Origin of the sequence: Persicimonas caeni, from assembly GCF_006517175.1 — a bacterium.
Lineage (GTDB): Bacteria > Myxococcota_A > Bradymonadia > Bradymonadales > Bradymonadaceae > Persicimonas > Persicimonas caeni.
In genome coordinates, this window is the sequence record NZ_CP041186.1 from 407,795 (window position 1) to 426,186 (window position 18,392).

Annotated in this window: 15 protein-coding genes; 12 read left to right on the forward strand and 3 right to left on the reverse strand. The window is 65.6% G+C overall.

Features of this window, described 5'->3' with window-relative positions; genetic code table 11:
* Nucleotides 1-5: 5 nt before the first annotated feature.
* The 8 genes from FIV42_RS01655 to FIV42_RS01690 all read left to right on the forward strand — a co-directional run bounded on the left by FIV42_RS01655 (nucleotide 6) and on the right by FIV42_RS01690 (nucleotide 10,280).
* Nucleotides 6-986 carry a M56 family metallopeptidase gene (locus tag FIV42_RS01655; RefSeq protein ID WP_141195984.1) on the forward strand — a complete coding sequence of 327 codons (981 nt, stop codon included), beginning with the start codon at nucleotides 6-8 and terminating at the stop codon, nucleotides 984-986.
* Nucleotides 987-1,005: 19 nt separating this feature from the next.
* Nucleotides 1,006-2,334, forward strand: coding sequence for a TolC family protein (locus FIV42_RS01660; protein WP_141195985.1), 1,329 nt, complete (start codon nucleotides 1,006-1,008; stop codon nucleotides 2,332-2,334).
* 4 nt (nucleotides 2,335-2,338) lie between these two features.
* On the forward strand, nucleotides 2,339-3,988 hold the full coding sequence (locus FIV42_RS01665) for an efflux RND transporter periplasmic adaptor subunit (RefSeq protein WP_141195986.1): 1,650 nt from the start codon (nucleotides 2,339-2,341) through the stop codon (nucleotides 3,986-3,988).
* A 33-nt stretch (nucleotides 3,989-4,021) separates the two neighbouring features.
* A complete protein-coding gene (locus tag FIV42_RS01670; protein ID WP_141195987.1) occupies nucleotides 4,022-7,162 on the forward strand; it encodes an efflux RND transporter permease subunit in 3,141 nt (1,046 codons plus the stop codon).
* On the forward strand, nucleotides 7,159-7,662 hold the full coding sequence (locus FIV42_RS01675; RefSeq protein WP_141195988.1) for a hypothetical protein: 504 nt from the start codon (nucleotides 7,159-7,161) through the stop codon (nucleotides 7,660-7,662). Before FIV42_RS01670 ends, FIV42_RS01675 begins: the two co-directional genes overlap by 4 nt.
* Before the next feature lie 246 nt (nucleotides 7,663-7,908).
* Entirely contained in the window at nucleotides 7,909-9,084 is a 1,176-nt protein-coding gene (locus tag FIV42_RS01680) for a serine/threonine protein kinase (protein ID WP_168210323.1), read from the forward strand.
* A gap of 60 nt (nucleotides 9,085-9,144) precedes the next feature.
* Nucleotides 9,145-9,726 carry a pyridoxamine 5'-phosphate oxidase family protein gene (locus FIV42_RS01685; RefSeq protein WP_141195990.1) on the forward strand — a complete coding sequence of 194 codons (582 nt, stop codon included), beginning with the start codon at nucleotides 9,145-9,147 and terminating at the stop codon, nucleotides 9,724-9,726.
* 107 nt (nucleotides 9,727-9,833) lie between these two features.
* A complete protein-coding gene (locus tag FIV42_RS01690) occupies nucleotides 9,834-10,280 on the forward strand; it encodes a rhodanese-like domain-containing protein (RefSeq protein WP_141195991.1) in 447 nt (148 codons plus the stop codon).
* Between the two features lie 19 nt (nucleotides 10,281-10,299).
* On the opposite strand, the gene FIV42_RS01695 is transcribed toward FIV42_RS01690, so the two are convergent.
* From FIV42_RS01695 to FIV42_RS01705, 3 genes are all read right to left on the reverse strand, one after another.
* Nucleotides 10,300-12,330, reverse strand: coding sequence for an Ig-like domain-containing protein (locus tag FIV42_RS01695; protein WP_141195992.1), 2,031 nt, complete (start codon nucleotides 12,328-12,330; stop codon nucleotides 10,300-10,302).
* 92 nt (nucleotides 12,331-12,422) lie between these two features.
* Nucleotides 12,423-13,379: a DODA-type extradiol aromatic ring-opening family dioxygenase gene (locus FIV42_RS01700; protein WP_222615357.1), complete on the reverse strand. Its 957-nt coding sequence runs from the start codon at nucleotides 13,377-13,379 to the stop codon at nucleotides 12,423-12,425.
* A gap of 236 nt (nucleotides 13,380-13,615) precedes the next feature.
* Nucleotides 13,616-13,888: a hypothetical protein gene (locus FIV42_RS01705; protein WP_141195993.1), complete on the reverse strand. Its 273-nt coding sequence runs from the start codon at nucleotides 13,886-13,888 to the stop codon at nucleotides 13,616-13,618.
* 149 nt (nucleotides 13,889-14,037) lie between these two features.
* On the opposite strand from FIV42_RS01705, the gene uvsE reads away from it, so the two are divergent.
* The 4 genes from uvsE (at nucleotide 14,038) to FIV42_RS01725 (ending at nucleotide 18,382) form a co-directional block, all read left to right on the forward strand.
* Nucleotides 14,038-14,919: a UV DNA damage repair endonuclease UvsE gene (gene uvsE, locus FIV42_RS01710; protein WP_141195994.1), complete on the forward strand. Its 882-nt coding sequence runs from the start codon at nucleotides 14,038-14,040 to the stop codon at nucleotides 14,917-14,919.
* A 99-nt stretch (nucleotides 14,920-15,018) separates the two neighbouring features.
* Complete coding sequence (locus tag FIV42_RS01715; RefSeq protein ID WP_141195995.1) at nucleotides 15,019-16,128, forward strand: TPM domain-containing protein; 1,110 nt, start codon at nucleotides 15,019-15,021, stop codon at nucleotides 16,126-16,128.
* A gap of 100 nt (nucleotides 16,129-16,228) precedes the next feature.
* Complete coding sequence (locus FIV42_RS01720) at nucleotides 16,229-16,807, forward strand: LemA family protein (protein ID WP_141195996.1); 579 nt, start codon at nucleotides 16,229-16,231, stop codon at nucleotides 16,805-16,807.
* 18 nt (nucleotides 16,808-16,825) lie between these two features.
* Nucleotides 16,826-18,382, forward strand: coding sequence for an L-lactate permease (locus FIV42_RS01725; protein ID WP_141195997.1), 1,557 nt, complete (start codon nucleotides 16,826-16,828; stop codon nucleotides 18,380-18,382).
* Nucleotides 18,383-18,392 lie beyond the last annotated feature (10 nt).

Below are 18,392 nucleotides of genomic sequence, written 5' to 3' on the forward strand. Positions count from 1 at the left end.
GAGCCATGGTGTATTTGGGATGGTTACAACTCGCGCTCATCATCGTCGCGGCCGGCGCCTTGCTGGGAGCGGCCCTGGGAGGCCTGGCTTCGAACCGATGGTTCGCGCGCCTCGAAAAGGTCGCCCCACGCCCTCGATTCGCCCTGCTGACGGCACTGGCGCTCATGCCTGCTGCGCTCGGCGCCCTGGCGCTGGGCGTCTCGTTTGCGCCCTCGGTGCTCGACGCGCTGGGGCTCGTCGCCGATCACTGCGGCCACCATGGCGGACACGCCTTCCATCTGTGCTTTATCCACGGTCACCCGCCGGCCGCCTCGCCGCTCGTCCTCGGCGCGGCGCTCGTGATCTCGTTGTGGTTTTTTGCCGGCTGGAGTGAAGAGCTCGAACTGGTGCGTGCGACGCGCGCCTGGGGTGAGCGGCTGCTCCAACTCGGCCACTACGATGATGATATCGACGGATGGACGGTCGCCAGCGAGCGACCTGTCGCCGTCACTTACGGGCTTCTCGAGCCGAGAATCTGCGTCTCCGAGCGTCTGCGAGAGGTGCTCTCGCCTGCGCAGTTCGAGGCCGTCTTGGCACACGAGCGCGCCCACGCCAAACGATTCGACTCGCTCGTCAAACTCGTGGCGCGCATGAGCGCCCGATTGCACTTCCCTTTTGTTCGCCAGCGCCTGCTCTCCGAGCTCGATCTCGCGAGTGAGCAGGCCTGCGACGAAGCCGCCGCGGAAGCCGTGGGCGACCGATTGACCGTCGCCGAGGCGATCCTGACCGTCGAGCGCTCCTTCGAGGGCACGCCTCCGCCGGCCTCCGCCCTGGCCTTCGGCGCCAAGCCCCTCGAGCGACGCGTCCGCGCCATGCTCGAAGGCAACTGGCGGCGCCCCTCGTGGCTGTCCCTCACTGTTTTCGGCTTGCTCGGAGCAGGGTTGCTTCTGACGTCTTACGACCTACTCCACCACACCATCGAGAGCCTTCTCGCGCTGGTATTCTAGCCTTCCCGCCGTCACAAATATGTCTCCGTTCTCCATTCAAGCCCTGCTTCGGCAAGACGCGCCCGTAAAACCGATCGCCGCTCGGTCTTTTGCCGTCACCGTACTCGCGGTGCTCGTCTGTGCGGCTCCGACCGCCACAGCCCAAGAGTCGACCGAAGCGCCCTCGCTCACCGAGGAACAGGCCATTCGCCTCGCACTCGAGCGCCCTGCCCTGTCCGATTCGTGGGAGGCCCAGGTCGCCGACGCAGAGGCTGCCGCGCTCACTGAAGGAGCCTGGCCCAACCCGGAGGTCGCCTACACGCGCGAGCAAGTCTTCGAGGATGCGGAGACCGTCTCGGAGAACGTCATCGTGCTGGAGCAGACCCTGCCCTTGTCTGGGCGGCGAGGCCTGCTCGCCGAGGCTGCCAAGACACGCGCCCGAGCCACCCAACTCGAGACGCGCGCCCACAGACGTCTAATCGAAGCTCACGTGCGACGGGCGTTTTATCGGGTCCTCGAGCTGCAGCGGCGAACGAAGGTGCGTGCCGAGTGGTTGGAGCGCATGGCCACGTTCGAAGACCAAATGATCCAGCGCGTCGAGGCCGGCGAGAACGCGCCGTTCGACCTGCAGCGCCTTCGGGCCGAGATCGCCCAGGTGCAGGCGTCCAACTCGGTCGACGAAGCCGCGCTGGCACGCCGGCGCGCGGCGCTGGCTGCCTTGCTCGGCCGCGGTCCCGGTGAGGTCGACGTGCAGGTGACCGGCAACCTCGCCCCCAAACGGCTCCCCAATCAGAGCACCGTGCGCCAGAGCGTCGAGCGCGTACCGGAGGTCGCCGCCGCCCGAAAGCAAGTCGAGGCCGCCGAGCTTCGCACCCGGGCCGCCTCCCGCTGGTGGGTGCCCGAGCCCACACTCGTCGGCGGGTACAAAGGCGAAACCCTCGGCGACGCCCAATTCCACGGCTTCGTGCTCGGCATCGGGCTCGCCCTGCCGGTCTTCAACCAGCTCGAGGGGGAGCAGATGGCCGCCGAAGCCGCGCTCGTGCGCGCCAAGAGCCGCCAGGAGCTCCTCGAGCAACGCCTTCTGGCCGAGCTTGCAGGCATCGCCGCCAAAACGCGCAAGCTCTCCGAGACGGCCGAGAGCTACCGCGAAGACGGCGTCGAGCGCTCCGAAGAGTTGCTAGACCTCGCCCGGCAAGCTTACGACGCCGGCGAAATCGACATCGACGCGCTCATGAACGCTTACCGACGCGCAGTCGACTCACAACTTCGGCTCCTCGAGCTCGAAGCCGGCGCTCGCGCCAGCAAAATCGAATGGCAACAGATTGCCGAATCCATCACGGCTCATCCCTCCACGAGCGAGGACGAGTAGTCGAATGCAGATACGAACGAATCAATTTGTCGCGGTATGTGCTGCGTTGCTCATCGCGTTAGCGTTGGCTGGCTGTGAGGACGATCACGGCCACGAGCACGGGGACGAAGCCGGTCACGGCCACGGAGACGAACACGGCCACGGAGACGACCACGGTCACGAGGACGAACACGGTCACGGCCACGGCGAGAGCGACCGGCCGACGCACGTGGTCACGCTTTTTGGCGAGCACACCGAGCTGTTCGTCGAGTTTCCCGCCTTCGTCGCCGGCCACGGCTCGGAGTTTGCGGCCCACTTTACGACCCTCGACGACTACCAGCCGGTGCGCGAAGGCAAGCTGTCGGTGGTGTTGACCAGTGAGGGGTCACCCGGCGAGCGCTGGGAGGCCACCGAGCCCGCACGCCCCGGCATCTTCACGCCCACGGCGACGCCCAAGTACGTGGGCGAGCGCAAGCTCTTGCTCGTACTGCAGACCGACGAGTTCACCGAGCGCTTCGACCTGGGTGAGCTGCAGGTCTTTGACGCCAAGGAAGCGGCCCGCGAGGTCGACATCGACAACCCCGAAGGCGATATCTCGTTTCTCAAAGAGCAGCAGTGGAAGGTCGACTTCAACGTCGCGCCCGTCGCTCGCCGCAAGATGCGCCCGTCGGTGCCGGTCAACGCCACGATCCGGCCGTCGGCCGACGGTGAGGCGGTCGTCACCGCCCCCTTCGACGGTCGGCTCGGCGCCCCCAAAGAAGGCATCCCGCAGGTGGGCCAGCCGGTCGAGGCCGGCCAGATCGTCGCCTACGTGGTGCCGAGCCTGGGCGCCGGTGAGATTTCGCAGCTTCGCTCCGAGCTCCGCAAGGCAAAGGTCGAGCTCGGCCGCGCCGAGCGCGAACTTGCGCGCATCTCAGGCCTCGTCGACAGCGGCGCGCTGCCCCAAAAGCGGCTGACCGACGCCGAGAGCGCCAAGGCGCTCGCGAAGGCCGAGGTCGAGCAGGCCCAGCAGCGCCTTCGACAATACCGAAACCTCGAATCTCGTGGCGGCGGCGCCAACGGCCGCATCGCCATCCGAAGCCCCATCGACGGGACCATCGCCCAGCGCAACGTCGTCGACGGCGGGTTCGTCTCGAGCGGAGACGAGCTCCTGCGCGTAGTCGATCGCTCGCAGCTGTGGCTCGAGGCGCACGTCCCCGAGGCCGACCTTCCTCGCATCTCGGCGCCCACCGGCGCCTGGTTCGAGCCGGCCGACGACCAAGCCCCCGTCGAGGTCGACATCGACGACGGCGGCGAACTCGTAAGCTTCGGCGAGGTCATCGACCCGCAGACGCGCACCGCGCCGCTTATCTTCGCGCTCGCCGAGGCCGACGCCCGCCCGAACCTGCGCATCGGCAGCTTCGTGCGCGCCCACATCTTCAGCGGAAAGCCCAAGGAGGTCGTCGCCATCCCGTCCTCGGCGGTGCTCGACGAAAAGGGCCTCGACGTCGTCTACGTGATGGTCGGCGGTGAGTCCTTCGAGCGGCGCACCGTGCGCCTGGGCATACACGACCGCGGCAGGGTCGAGGTCCTCGACGGCCTCGCCCCGGGCGAGCACGTGGTGAGCCAAGGCGCCTACTACGTCAAACTCGCCAGCACCGCGACCGGCGCGGTCGGCCACGGCCACACCCACTGAGCCGTTCCATTCAGTAAGACCACTGAGCAACCCATGATCGACGGAATCATCAAATGGTCGCTACAGAACCGCTTCTTTGTGGTGCTCGCCGCCGCGGTGCTGTTCGTGTGGGGTTCCTGGCAGGCGCTGACGATGCCCGTCGACGTCTTCCCGAACCTGACCGCGCCCAGCGTCACCGTCGTCGTCGAGGCGCACGGCAAAGCGCCCGAAGAGGTCGAAAGCCAGATCACCTACCCCATCGAGACCGCCCTCAACGGCGCCACAGGCGTGCGCCGGGTGCGCTCGAATACCGGCATCGGCAACGCGGTCATCTACGCGGAGTTCGACTGGGGCACCGACATCTACCGCGCCCGCCAGATCGTCAGCGAGAAGCTGCAACTGGTGCGCTCCCAGCTGCCGCCCGACGTCGACCCGCCCACCATGGGCCCCATCTCGTCGATCATGGGCGAGATCATGTTCGTCGCGCTCACCTCCGAGGAGCACACGCCCATCGAGCTTCGCACCGAGGCGGACTGGGTGGTGCGCCGGCGGCTGTTGGCCGTGCCGGGAGTCTCGCAGGTCATCCCGCTGGGCGGCGGCGTCAAGCAGTACCAAGTCCACGCCGACCCGGCGAAGCTGTCGGCCTACGGCATCGGGCTCAACGAAGTCGCCGACGCGCTTCGAGAGACCAACGAGAACGTCTCGGCGGGCTTCTACCGCGAAAACGGGCGCGAGTATCTCATCTACGGCCTCGGGCGCATCGAGCGCCTCGATGATATCGAGAAGACCGAGCTCGCCGTGCGCAAGGGCCAGCCCATCACCGTGGGCGATATTGGCGAGGTCCGGATCGCCCCGGCGCTCAAACGCGGCGAGGGCTCGTTCAACGGCCAGGACGCCGTCATCATCGGCATCCAAAAGCAGCCCGACGCGAATACCCTCGAGCTCACCGAGCGCCTCGACGGGGTGCTCGACGGGGTCGAAGGCTCGCTTCCCGAGGGCATGACGCTGCACCGCCACATCTTTCGCCAGGCCGACTTCATCGACATCGCCGTCGACAACGTGGTCCACGCCCTGCGCGACGGCGCGATTCTGGTGGTGCTGATCATCCTGATCTTTTTGGCGAATCTCCGGGCGACCGCGATCACCATCACGGCGATTCCGCTGTCACTTTTGGCTGCGGTCATGGTGCTCGACTACTTCGGCGGCTCCATCAACACGATGACGCTGGGCGGCATGGCCATCGCCGTGGGTGCGCTCGTCGACGACGCCATCATCGACGTCGAGAACGCAGTGCGAAGGCTGCGCGAAAACGCAGCTCGCCCGCCCGACCAACGCCGCCCCACCCTCGACATCATCTACGAATCGAGCGTCGAGATTCGACCCGCCATCGTCTTCGCGACGTTGATCATCGTGCTCGTCTTCTTGCCGCTCTTCTTTCTCACGGGCGTCGAGGGACGCCTGCTCGAGCCGCTCGGCATCGCCTACGTCGTGTCACTGACCGCGTCGCTGGTCGTAGCGCTCACGGTGACGCCCGCGCTCTGCTACTACTTGCTGCCGGGCACCAAAGCGATCGAGCAGAACGAGGAGAGCCGCGTGATGCGCGCGCTCAAGCGCGGCTACGAGCCCCTGCTGAACATCGCCCTGCCCCGCTGGAAGATGATCACGGCCGCCTCGGTGGTCGCGCTCGCCTTCGCAGGTTGGGGGCTGGCGCGCTCCGGCCAAGCCTTTTTGCCGGAGTTCAACGAAGGCACGCTCACCGTCAGCGCGGTCACGCTGCCGGGCACCTCGCTGGAGACCTCCGACGAGATGGGCGAGCGCATCGAGAAGATCATGCTCGAGCATCCGGAGGTCGTGTCGACCTCCAGGCGCACCGGGCGCGCCGAGCTCGACGAGCACGCCCAGGGCGTCAACGCGGCCGAGATCGACGTGAACCTGCAGATGAAGGAGCGCAGCCAGGAAGACTTTTTGGCCGCGCTGCGCCAAGACCTGAGCCAGATGCCGGGGATGAATATCACCATCGGCCAGCCCATCAGCCACCGCATCGACCACATGTTATCGGGCACCCGCGCCAATATTGCGGTGAAGATCTTCGGCTCGAACCTCTACGAGCTTCGCCGCCTGGCCCAGGAGGTCAGTCTGGTGATGGAGGGGGTCGACGGCGTGGTCGACCTGAACGTCGAGCAGCAGATGGACATCCCGTTTTTGCTCGTCGACTTCGACCGCGACGCGATCGCCCGCCACGGGCTTCGTGTGAGTGAGGTCGCCGAGACCATCGAGACCGCCTTTCGCGGCCACGAGGTCTCGCGGGTCATCGAAGGCCAGCGCGGCTTCGACCTATTGGTCCGCTACCCCGAGAGCGCCAAAGGGAGCGTCGAGGAGGTCCGCCAAACCCTCATCACCACGCCCGGCGGCGCCCAGGTGCCGCTGCACGCGCTCGCAGAGGTTCGCCGCGACCGACGCCCCAACCGCATCAGCCGCGAGAACGTCCAGCGCAAGATCGTGGTGTCGAGCAACGTCGCCGGCGCTGATCTGGTGGGCGTCGTCGAGCAGATTCGCAGCCGCGTGGGCGAACAGGTCGAGCTGCCCAGCGGCTACCACATCGAGTACGGCGGCCAATTCGAGAGCGCCACGCAGGCCTCGCAGACGCTCACGGTGCTCACCGGCGTGGTCATCGTCGGCATCTTCTTGCTCTTGTTCATCTCGCTGGGCTCGGGCCGCGACGCCCTGCTCGTGATGGCCAACCTGCCGCTGGCGCTCATCGGTGGCGTGGTGGGCGTCTACGTGCTCGACGGCGTCTTGTCGGTCGCCTCCCTCATCGGCTTCATCACCCTCTTTGGAATCGCCACCCGAAACGGCCTGCTGATGGTCTCCCACATCCGCCACCTGCACCTCGAAGAGGGCGTGAGCGACGTGTGGCAGGCGGTCAAACAGGGCGCCATGGAGCGACTGGCGCCCATCTTGATGACCGCGCTCGCCAGCGGGTTGGGCCTCATCCCGCTGGCCCTCAAAGCCGGTGAGCCCGGCAGTGAGATTCAGGCCCCGATGGCCATCGTCATTCTCTTTGGGTTGGTCTCGTCGACCGCCCTCAACATGATCGTCGTCCCCGCGCTGTACCTGCGCTTTGGCGACATCGCAGCCAAGAAGCATTCGTTCCCCCAACAACCCGAGACAGCTTCTCGAGAGGAGTCACCATGAAAGCACGTATCCTGACCATTCTTTGCCTGGCACTCACCCTCGTGGCGGTCGGTTGCGACAAAGCGCGAGCCGACAACCACGCCCACGACGAGGCGAACGCCGAGGCGCCGGCTGAACAGAAAGCTGGAGACGACGAAGAGGCAAAGCCGGAGGAAGCCAAACAGGAAGAGGCTAAGCAAGAGGAAGCCAAACAAGGAGAGCTCGAGCAGGTCGAGGTCGCCAAGGCCGGCCAGAAATTCGATCCTGCCATTCAGGCCGAGCAGCTTCCGGCCGGCGCCTGGTACTGCGACATGGGCACCGTGCACTGGGCGGCGATGGAGAAGCCCGAAGGCGGCAAATGCCCCGAATGCAACATGGCGCTCAAGCAGCACGACCCGGGCAAGCTCGCCGAGCAAAAAGAGAAGGCGGTCGAGGCCAAAGAAGACCACGGCCACGAGCACGGCGAGGGTGACGACCACGGTCACGAGCATGCTGAGGGCGACCACGGTCACGCACACTGAACCGGACTCCCCCCCCTAGTGGTGTGACACCGAGATTCGATTCACCTTCGCCAGTCTAGCACCACCAGCTTCGGCGCTCACTCCTCGACGATGCGCTGCATCGCCTGCGGGGTTCGCATCCGAATCTGGCGGCGCTATCCTCGCCGAAAGGTTGATTCTCACTTCGGTGTCACCCCACTCGCGGGCTGTCGCATTTGCGCGCAGACAATCTATAATGGCGTCACACGCAGCCTTCTCGAGGACGCCATGTCGATGATTTGCGCAAATTGCGGTGCACACTCGGACGCCCAGGACGCCTGTGAGTCCTGTGGCCAGTCTCCCCTGCTGCGGGAGCGTTACGTACTGCGGCAGGTGCTCGGCGAGGGAGCCTCCGGCACGACCTACTTGGCTCGAGACACCCAGGCCGCCGTCGACGTCGCGATCAAGGAGCTGGCGTTTCACCGGGTCGACTCGTTCAAGGCGCACGAGCTCTTCGAGCGCGAGGCGGCGGTGCTGTGTCGACTCGACCATCCGGGCGTGCCGTCGTTCTTCGACCACTTCGCCGCCGGCGAAGGCAAGGCGCTCCGCTTCTATCTGGTCATGGAGTTCATCGAGGGACACTCTCTCGAAGAGGAGCTCTCGCAGCGCCAATTCGACCAAGAAGAGGTGCTGGCGATTCTCGAGGAGCTCGGCGAGGTGACCGGCTACTTGCACTCGCTGTCGCCGCCAGTCATCCACCGCGATATCAAACCGTCGAACGTCATGCGCCGCGCGGACGGCTCGCTGGTCCTCATTGACTTCGGCTCGGTGCGCGACGCGCTCGAGCCCGAAGACGCCGGCAGCACCATCGCCGGCACCATCGGCTACATGGCCCCCGAGCAGCTGCGCGGGTTGGCGACGCCGGCGAGCGACGTGTACGCGCTGGCGACGTGCGCACTGCACCTGTTGACGCGAAAACCGCCCGTCGAACTGCTAGACGCGCAGAACCAACTCCGTTGGGAAGGGCTTACAAAACAGTCTGCGGCGCTGACCCACCTGCTCGAGCACATGCTCTCGGGCGACCCGAGCGCGCGCCCCGGCGATGGCCATGCGCTCGTTCGCACGGTCCAGCGCGCCCGCCAGGCGCCGCGACCACAGCCCAAGGCCTCACCGGTCGAGCATCGGGAGCGTCGCCAGGGGCGTAAGGTCGTCCTATTCGCCGTCTTGGGCGTCGTTTTGATGGTCCTCGGGATGGCTCTGTCAGGTTGGCTGCTCATGTCGGGGACGCCCGATCCGCCCTCGGATGCCTTTGCGCCGCCCAAGCTCGACTTCGAACCGGTCCCCACTCCCATCGAGGCCAACAGGCCCTTCGAGAGGAGGCCCCCCGACATCGGGCACATCGAAGTGCCGACGCTCGAGCGCGACGATGCCTCTCACGAGGGCACAGGCGCGCCGCGCCGTTGACAATCGCCTCTCGGCGCGCACTTTGGGCGTGTCGAATGAACATAAAACAGCGAGTTTGCCATGCGTTACGACGACCTCGACGGACTGCTCGAGCATATCTGGAACTATATCGAATCGGGGGTCATCGATCGCGCCAACGCGATGACCACGCCGGCGTTTGCGACTGCGGGTCCCGAGGGCCCGAACGTGCGCACCGTCGCGCTGCGCCGGGCCAATCGCGGCAGCCGAGCGCTCATCTTCCACACCGACGCGCGCTCGAATAAGATCAGTGAGCTCGAGGAGACGCCGAGCGCGGTCTGGATGGGCTGGGACGCCGACAGCAGCGAGCAATTCCAGCTCAGAGGCCGCACCACCATCCACCGAAGCGACGAAGTCGCCGCGACCATGTGGGCGTCACTTCCGGACGACGAGCTTGCGTTTTACTTCAAGCCGAAAGCCCCCGGCACGCCCGCCGAGGCCCCCGGCTCGGGGATCCAACCCGGCGCCATCGACGAAGCCGAGGCGCGCCGAAACTATGCGGTCGTGCGCACCGTCGTCGACGAGATCAAGTGGCTCTACGTGGGCCGTGACCCCGAGGAGGAGCGGCAGGCATTCTACCAGTGGGATGGCCAGGTGTTCTGCGGCGAGTGGGTGGTGCCCTAAACTGAAGCTCTAGAGTAGACCTTCGAGAAATTTCTTCGGCCCTCGATTGTTTACTCGAAGACAACACGGTTTCTGGCAGTAAGAGTTTCTAGCAGTAAGAGATGACAATGAAGATTCGTTTCGTATCCGGTTGGCTCGCCACACTCGCCTGCATCGCCCTCTTGGCGGCGTCTGGCTGCTCCAGCAAAAAGGAAGCCTCGGCCGCCGAGCCGACGAAAAACACCGGGCAACAGGCAGTCGAAGAATCCGGCACGCCCGAGTCCGGCACGCCCGAACCTGGCAAGGTCGACGGCGAAACGGCGCGCCAGTTGGTCGAAGACGGCGCCGTTCTCCTCGACGTGCGCACGCCCGGCGAGTACCAGTCGGGCCATATCGACGGCGCGGTCAATATCCCCATCCAAGAATTCGGACAGCGAAAAGACGAGCTCAAAGAACTCGGCGAACCGCTCGTGGTCTACTGCCGCAGCGGTAACCGCAGCGCTCACGCCGCCAACGCCCTCGAAGATATGGGCGTCGACAAAGTCTACGACCTGGGCGGCATCGGCAGCTGGTGAGCTCCGTTTCCGTTCGGCCCTACTGGCTTGATTCCACCGTCGGGAGCACGACCGGCACGAACGAGCCCCACACGTACTCTTGCATCGATCCGCTGCCGAGTTCCCCGTCGACGCCCCATCCGCTGCAGTAGGCGTAGCCCTCTTCGTCGAGCGCGCACGTGAACTTGTAGCCGCCGGTGATTGCGCTCGCTTCGGCGAGGCCGCGCAGGCGCGTCGGTTCGGTGACGGGTACAAACCCGGGGCTGGTCGGGTCGCCGTGAAAGTCCTCTCGCCAGCAATACGGTTTGCCGTCTCGAATGGCACAGGGATGATATCCGGCGGACACCGCCGTGTAGCTGACCGGGTCTTCGTGCAGGGACACCGGCCACGAAACGCTGCGAAAGCTCGTGATCACGTCCCCTCCGCTCGAATAGATGGTCCGGCCGAGTTGGTAGTCCACGTTACTCCCCCAACAAAAGATCTCTCCGTCGTCAGCGAGCGCACAACTAAAGTCGTCTCCGGCGCGCACTTGCTCGAATGAGCGGCTTTGGGTGACCACCCACGGCTCGGCGCTCGACGCCAAGTCGGTGCTGGCGAAGGTGAATTTGGGGGTCGCGCCAATCTCGCCATAGTCATTGTTGCCCCAACAGTATGTCGCTTGGCCGTCTGTGGTGATCGCACAGGTGTGCTCGGCCGCATCGATCGCTCGGAAGCGCAGCCCGCCGACGACCGGCGACGGGGTCACGCTATCATCGGTGTGTCCAATCCCGAGCCGTCCGTCCGCCCCACTGCCCCAACACCATGCGTTACCGGCGAGGTCGAGGGCGCAGGCGTGCTGGAAGCCCGCGGTGATGGCGACGAACTTCACATGAGTTTGCACCGCGGTGGGTTCGGTGTGGCGACTGCGAGTGCCGTCACCAAGCTGGCCGTGTTCGTTGGCGCCCCAGCACCATGCGCGTCCATCGGCGTCGAGTCCGCACGAGAAATCTCCGCCCGCCGACACGCTGGTGAATCGGTGACCGCCGACAACCAACGTTGGCACGGCGCGCGACGTGAGATCGCCGGTGCCGAGCTGACCTCTCAGGTTCAGCCCCCAGCACACGGTGTAGATATCGTATATCCCGCACGTGTGACGCCGCCCCGAGTCGATACTCGAGTAGACGCCGACGACCAACACATCACGCTCGGCGCTTGCGCCGTGCGCCGACGCCCTCACTGAGACGGTGCCGAGGGCTTTCCCGGTCGCCAGACCCGTAGCCAGGCCAGCGGCATCGACCTCGAGAAGCGACGGGGCCTCGCTCTCCCAGTTTACGGCGACGTGGTCGAGTTCGATCTCTCCGCCGGGCCCGAGCACGCTCGCCGTGATCTCGAGCGTCTCACCGCGGTGTACGCGCCAACGCTCGGCGTCGAGGCGGATCTGGAGGTCGGCGTAGCCGCCCACCTCGACCCGTGCGGCGGCGGACTTGCCCCCGACGACAACCGCGATTTCGGTCACCCCCGGCCGCAACGCAGCGAAGCGACCGTCGCCGAGGTGCTCGAGGACTTGGTCGTCGTCGCTCGACCAGTTGGGCGCCCAATCGTCCGGATCGAGCTCGTTTCCGAGCACGCCGGTCAATTGGAGAACCGGCTCGACAACCACGCCGGGTCGAAAGGTATCGTCGACGCCGGCTATCGCGACCGACTCGAGGGGCTCGTACACTTCGACTTCACAGCGACCGGTGTCGCCGTCGGCGACCGCCTCGATGACAGCCTGACCTGCGCCGACCGCCTCGACCACGCCTTGCTGGTCGACACGAGCCACCGCCGGGTCGGTGCTCCGCCATAAAATGTCCGGATTGTCGACCTCTTCGATGGCCGCATCGCGTGCGTCAGCCTCGATGGTGGCCTGCTCGCCGACCGCCAGACGCAGCTTGGCAGGGCTCATCCAGACATGTTCGACATCGTAGAACGGCCCCAGGTCGGGCGCGCCGTTGGAGTCCTCCGCCCCTCCGGCGCCGGGGGCGCCATCAGAGGGCGCCCCCGAACACGCAGCGACAAAGCAAACCAACAAAACCAGCGTGTAGATTCTCATGCTCTCTCAGCCCCTGATCTGGCTTAGATTGACCTTCCACAAGATCTACAAGATCAGGGACTGACATGCCACTTCGACCGACCTGCACGCATTCAACCGAACTGCACGCACCGTCGGCTCAGGTTGCCGAACTCGAAACCCTCGACCGGAAAGCTGGTGCTCACCTCGTCGACGCTGGCCGCGCCGGCGGCGACGAGGATCGGCTCGAAGTGCTCCACGGTGGGGTGCGCGATGCGCAAGCCCGGCGCGTGGTTGCGATAGTCGATGAGTTCGTCGAAGTTGCGCTGCGCCAAGGTCTCGGCCGCCCACTGGTCGAACTCGACGGCCCAACTCTCCGGCGAAGACCGCTCGCTGAAGTCGATTCGGCGCAGGTTGTGCACCAGCGAGCCGCTTCCGAGCAAGAAGATGCCCTCGTCGCGAAGCGGCGCCAATTTCCGACCCAACTCGAAGAGCGCCTTCGGCCCGGCCTGGCTGGGCAGTGAGATCTGCAGAATCGGGATATCGGCCGCCGGCGCCATGTGGACCATCGGCACCCACACGCCGTGGTCCATGGCCCGGTCCTCGCGTTGGACCGGTTGTTTCTCACCGAGCAACGCCGCCACGCGGTCTGCGAGTTCAGGGGCCGCGGGCGCGTCGTACTCGACCTCGTAGAGCTCTTTGGGAAAACCGTAGAAGTCATACATCAACTCGCGCCGCTCGGTCGTCCCGATCGACACCGGCGTATCTTGCCAGTGTGCCGAAATCACCAGCATGGCGCGCGGCCGGGGCATCTCGTCGGCCCAGCGGCGAAGGTCGGCGCCCTTCTGCTTGTCGAACACGAGCGTGGGCGCGCCGTGCCCCACGTACCCTACAGGCATCTTGCCGGACGCCCTCGCGCCGGCTTCGTCGGTCTTCTCACTGCTCTTACGGCTCATCTGTCCTCCCCGGATCTTCGCGGTCGGGCGGTCGCAACCGACCACACCCGCCACGCCTGCAGCGCCCGCCAAGCCCATCAGGCCTGCCAGCACTTGGCGCCGCGAGAAATCATTATCGTCTTTTCGGTCACTCATCGGGCACGTCCACATCGAATTGCATCGTTCACACGAACAATGTGGCGCGATGCTCGCCGGCGGACAAGACCGCGAGACGAAACAGGCTGTTGTCTGTGAGTGAACAACTGCGAGCGAACAACAACTAAGAGCTTCGGCGGGCGCCGACATCGGTGGGAAAAGCTCGACACAAAAAAACGCAGGCGGCGCCGGCGTAATCGACCGCGCCACCTGCGTTGAAAACCGGGTTACTCGGCTTACTCCTCTTCGGCAGCCTCCTCTTCAACGGCCTCTTCGGCCTCTTGGGCCTCCTCTTCGACCGCCTCTCCGGCTTCCTCAGTCTCCTGTTCAACCTCTTCTCCAGCTTCCTCGAGCTCTTGCTCGGTCTCTTCGATGGCGCCCTCTTCCTCAACTTCCTCTTCTTCCATGACGCCTTCTTCCTCTTGCTCGGGCTGCTCACACGCGGTGGTGAAGCTGAGGGCTCCTAGCATCGCGAACAGCATCATCAACGCTTTCAAAGTCTTCTTCATGGCTGTCTCCTTATGGCTTTGGTGACAAATCCCCCCTTTCAGGCCCGAAGTTAGACGTGTGGCGCTACCTGACAAGCGAGCGCACCTTGTCTGCGACTCCTTGCATCACACATTTGTTAGGAGGATTGACGACCCATGAGGAGACCCGCATGAAGTTGCGCTACATCGGCTACGCGTGCATCAACCGCACACTCGACTCGACCACTGGACGCACGCTCCGGCTCGGCAATCTCACCGCGGAGTACGTGGCCGAGATCATCACCGAAAACCTGTCGAACCTGCGTGAGATCCTCGCGTGGAACGTCGATCACGACCTGAAGATGTTTCGCATCAGCTCGAGCGTCATCCCCTTTGCCTCCCACCCCGAGTTCCCCCTCGACTGGCGGGCGCACTTCGTCGACGAGCTCGCCGAGATTCGGCAAATGGCCGAGCAGCACGAGCTGCGCCTATCGATGCACCCAGGCCAGTACACCGTGCTCAACTCCAAGAAGAACGACGTGGTCGAGCGCGCCATCGCCGAGATCGATTATCACGCGCGCTTCCTCGACGCGGTCACCCCGCGCGGCGGCGACATCATCATTCACGTGGGCGGCGCCTATGGCGACAAAGACAAGTCGCGGCAGCGCTTCGCCGACAACTTCACCCGCCTATCCACAGCCTCGCAGCGCCAACTCATCATCGAGAACGACGACACGGTCTACAACGTCGACGAGGTGCTCGAGCTGTGCGCCGACATCGGCCGCCCGCTGGTCTTCGACATCTTCCACCACCAATGCAACCCGGCCACCGAGGACTGGCGCGACGACCTGGTCGGCCGCCTCGAGGAAGTCGTGGCGACCTGGCAGGACCGCCCGCCCAAATGCCATATCTCGACCGGGCGCGAGGGCACCCGCACCTCCCACGCCGACTACATCTCGGCCGAGGACTTCGAGACTTTCGTCGGCTTGATGGCCCAGGTCGACGGCGACGCCCCCTTCGATCTGATGGTCGAGGCCAAGGAGAAAGACAAAGCCGCCCTGCGGCTTCTGTAAGCGAGTACGCCGGCCCGCTTGTGACCCGGCAGGATTGGTCGTATCCTCCCCGTGCTCTACCTCCACAAATCGGATGGACCTCGCGCACGGTGAACGCCCATGAGACTCGCCCTCCAGCTCGCCTTCGTCTCGCTCATAGCCCTCCTCGCTGCTCCGGCTGTCGCGATGTCGGTCGAGGACGTGCCGAACCCGCGCAACGCGAACTCCTGGGTCAGCGACACCGTCGACATCATCGACGCGGACCAAGAAGCGCATATCAACCAGACGATCGGCCGCCTCGAGCAGGAGACCGGCGTCGAGATCGCGGTGGTCACCGTCGAGCAGGTCGACACGCCCACGCCCAAGGATTTCGCCACCGAGCTGTTCAACTATTGGGGCATCGGCAAGGCCGACACCAATAACGGCCTGCTCGTCTTGCTCGTCCGCGGCGAGCGCCGCCTCGAGATGGAGACCGGCTACGGCCTCGAGTCGGTGCTCACCGACAGTTGGCTCAAACGCATGCAGGTCCAGACGATGATCCCCTACTTCAAGCGCGGAGATTATGGAGAGGGGCTGCTCGTCGGGGTGGGCGCCTGCGACGACCAAATACGCGAGCGTCTGAACAACCCGTCGCCCGCCGGTGGCCCTACGTCGGATTATGGAGCTTCGAACACCGACGACCGGTACTACACGCCGACCAACCCGGAGCCCAAACGGCAGTGGCCCTTCTTCCTCGCTCTCGGCATCGTGGCCGTGGCGGGCGCGGGCATCGGCAGATACATCTACAAAAAGAACCGAACCTGCCCCAACTGCAATATCCGCATGCAGATGGTCCCCGACATCGACGACGACGAGCACCTCGACCGCGGCCAGAACACAGAAGAGGCGATCGGCTCGGTCGACTACCTCGTCTTCTTCTGCGAGCAGTGCGACTTCGACCGCATCTTGCGCAAGGCCAAGATGTTCTCGGGCTACACGCGGTGTCGCTCCTGTGGCTACAAGACGATGGACGTCGACACGACGACCGTCGAGCACGCGACGACCTATTCGACCGGCCGCAAGCGCATCACCGAAGACTGCACCCATTGCCCGCACCACGCGGTTCGCTACGTGACCATCCCGCGCCGGCCGCGCTCGAGCTCCTCGAGCAGCAGCAGCAGTAGTGGCGGTGGTGGCGGCGGCTTTGGAGGCGGAAGCTCCGGAGGCGGCGGCGCCGGCTCGAGCTGGTAAGTGAGCAGCCTCGACGGCTCGCATTTGGAGCGAGTGCATCCCTGCTCTCGCACATGAGGGTCGCACCGAACCAAATAGAGAAGAACCAAACGGAGCCCACGTGACCGACAAGATTGACTACGAGGACGTCGACGACATCATCGCCACCGCCGAGCGTCTGCGCGCAGACGCCGAGGACGACCTGACGCCCCAGGAACTCGCCGACATCGGCGCCGAGCTGGGCATCCCCGCCGAGTACGTCGAGCAGGCGCGCCAAAAACTCGAGGCGCGCCGCGCCAAACAGGAGCGCGACGCCAAGCGCCGCGAGAAACGCCGCGCCAAGATTGCACTCATCGCCGGCGCGGTCATATTGAGCGCAGGCGCCATCTTCGGACTCTGGTCGTACAGCTCGCTGAGCGGGCTGCGCGACGCTTATGCCCTCGTCGAGCAGCAGCGCGCCCAGGTCGACAACGTGCGCGACCGCAAGGCGGCCATCGAGCGCCAATTCGAAGGTCGCGAGCCGTCGCTGGAGAAGGACGCCGAGCTCATCGGCGCTCAAAACCGGCTGCGCGTCGAGATCAAACGCCTCAACGAAGCTGCTGCTCACTACAACCGACAAGCTCGCGGGTTCCCAGCCTCGCTCTGGACGGGCTCGGAGGAACTCCCCGAGCAGGTCGAGATGGCATCGACGACCCACTGAGCCCAGCCGGCTGTTGCCATGAACTTCCTGGACGCCCTACTCGCCGCCCTGCCCATCCTGGTGGTCCTCGCGCTGATGGTCTTCGCCAAGCGCTCGGCCGCCCTGGCCGGCGCCTTCGGCCTGCTCACCAGCGTGGTCCTCGCCGCGACCTACTTCGACCCCGGCACTGCCGCCGCCCCGGGCCTCGTGCGCCCGCTCGTCGGCGCCGGCGCCGAAGCGGCGTTTACCGCCGGGACCATCCTCTGGATCATCTTCGGCGCGCTGTGCATCTACCAACTCCAACAAAAGACCCACGCCCTCGAGCAGCTCCGCTCGGCGCTGAGCTCCCTGTCGGACGACCCGCGCATCGTGGTCATCTTGGTCGCCTGGTTCTTCGCGCTCTTTAGCGAGGGCGCCGCCGGCTTCGGCACCGCGGTCGCCCTGTCGGCGCCCTTTTTGGTCGGCTTCGGATTTCGCCCCGCCGACGCGGTCGTCATCACCATGCTCGGCCACGGCATCGGCGTGTCGTTTGGCGCAGTCGGCATCCCCACGCTGGCCCAGGCCGAGCTCGTGCCGTTCGACGGCGACGCCATCTCGGTGCCCACGGCCACCTTCCACGCCCTCATCGGCTGGGTGATGCTCGTGGCCATGCTGCGGGTGGCCACCGGCGACGACGAGCCGTCAGAGAGCGACACAGATCCCAAGCCCCATATTTGGCGGTGGGCGGCCGTGGCGGCAGCTTGTTATCTGGTGCCGATGTACGTCATCGCCCGATTCGTCGGCCCCGAGTTGCCTACGCTAGGTGGATCGTTGGCCGGAGGGCTGCTCTTCGTCGGCCTGTATCGTTGGTTCGGAGGAAAGAAGGAGGCCGAACAGGGCAATGAAATGGACGCGGCCAAAATGGAGACGGGCACGGTGCTGCGAGCGGCGGCGCCCTACTTGGCCGTCATCGCACTCGTCCTGCTCACTCGCCTCGTCGCTCCCATCGCCGACACCCTCGGCGCGGTCACCTGGTCGTGGTCGCTCTGGGAGCGCTTCGAGGGGAGCATGCAGCCCATCTTGCACCCGGGCACGATCCTCATCGCCGGCTTCCTCATCGGCGCCGTCGCCCAGCGCGCCACCGTCGAGGAGGTCAAGGACTCGACCCTCGAGGCGCTGCGCCAACTGCTGCCCGTCGCCCTCGCGCTCGGCGCGATGCTCGGCCTGTCGCGCGTGATGGCCCACTCGGGCATGATCGAAGCCCTGGCCGCCTTCACCGCCGTCGCCGCCGGCAGCGCCTGGCCCTTCTTCTCGCCGTGGGTCGGCATGCTCGGCACCTTCGTGACCGGCTCGGCGACCGCCTCCAACATCTTGTTCAGCGAGTTCCAGCTCTCGACGACGACCCGCTTGTCGATGCCCGCATTGACGCTCTTGGGCACCCAAAACGTCGGCGCCGCCGTCGGCAGCATCGTCGCCCCCTCAAAAATTATCGCCGGCGGTGCCACGGTGGGCATCGCCGGCGAAGAGGGCTCCATTTTGCGCCGCCTGATCGGCCCGGCCGCGCTCTATATCGGGCTTACGGGCATCATGGCGCTCGTGGCGGTGTATTTGTTGTGAGGGGCGCGAC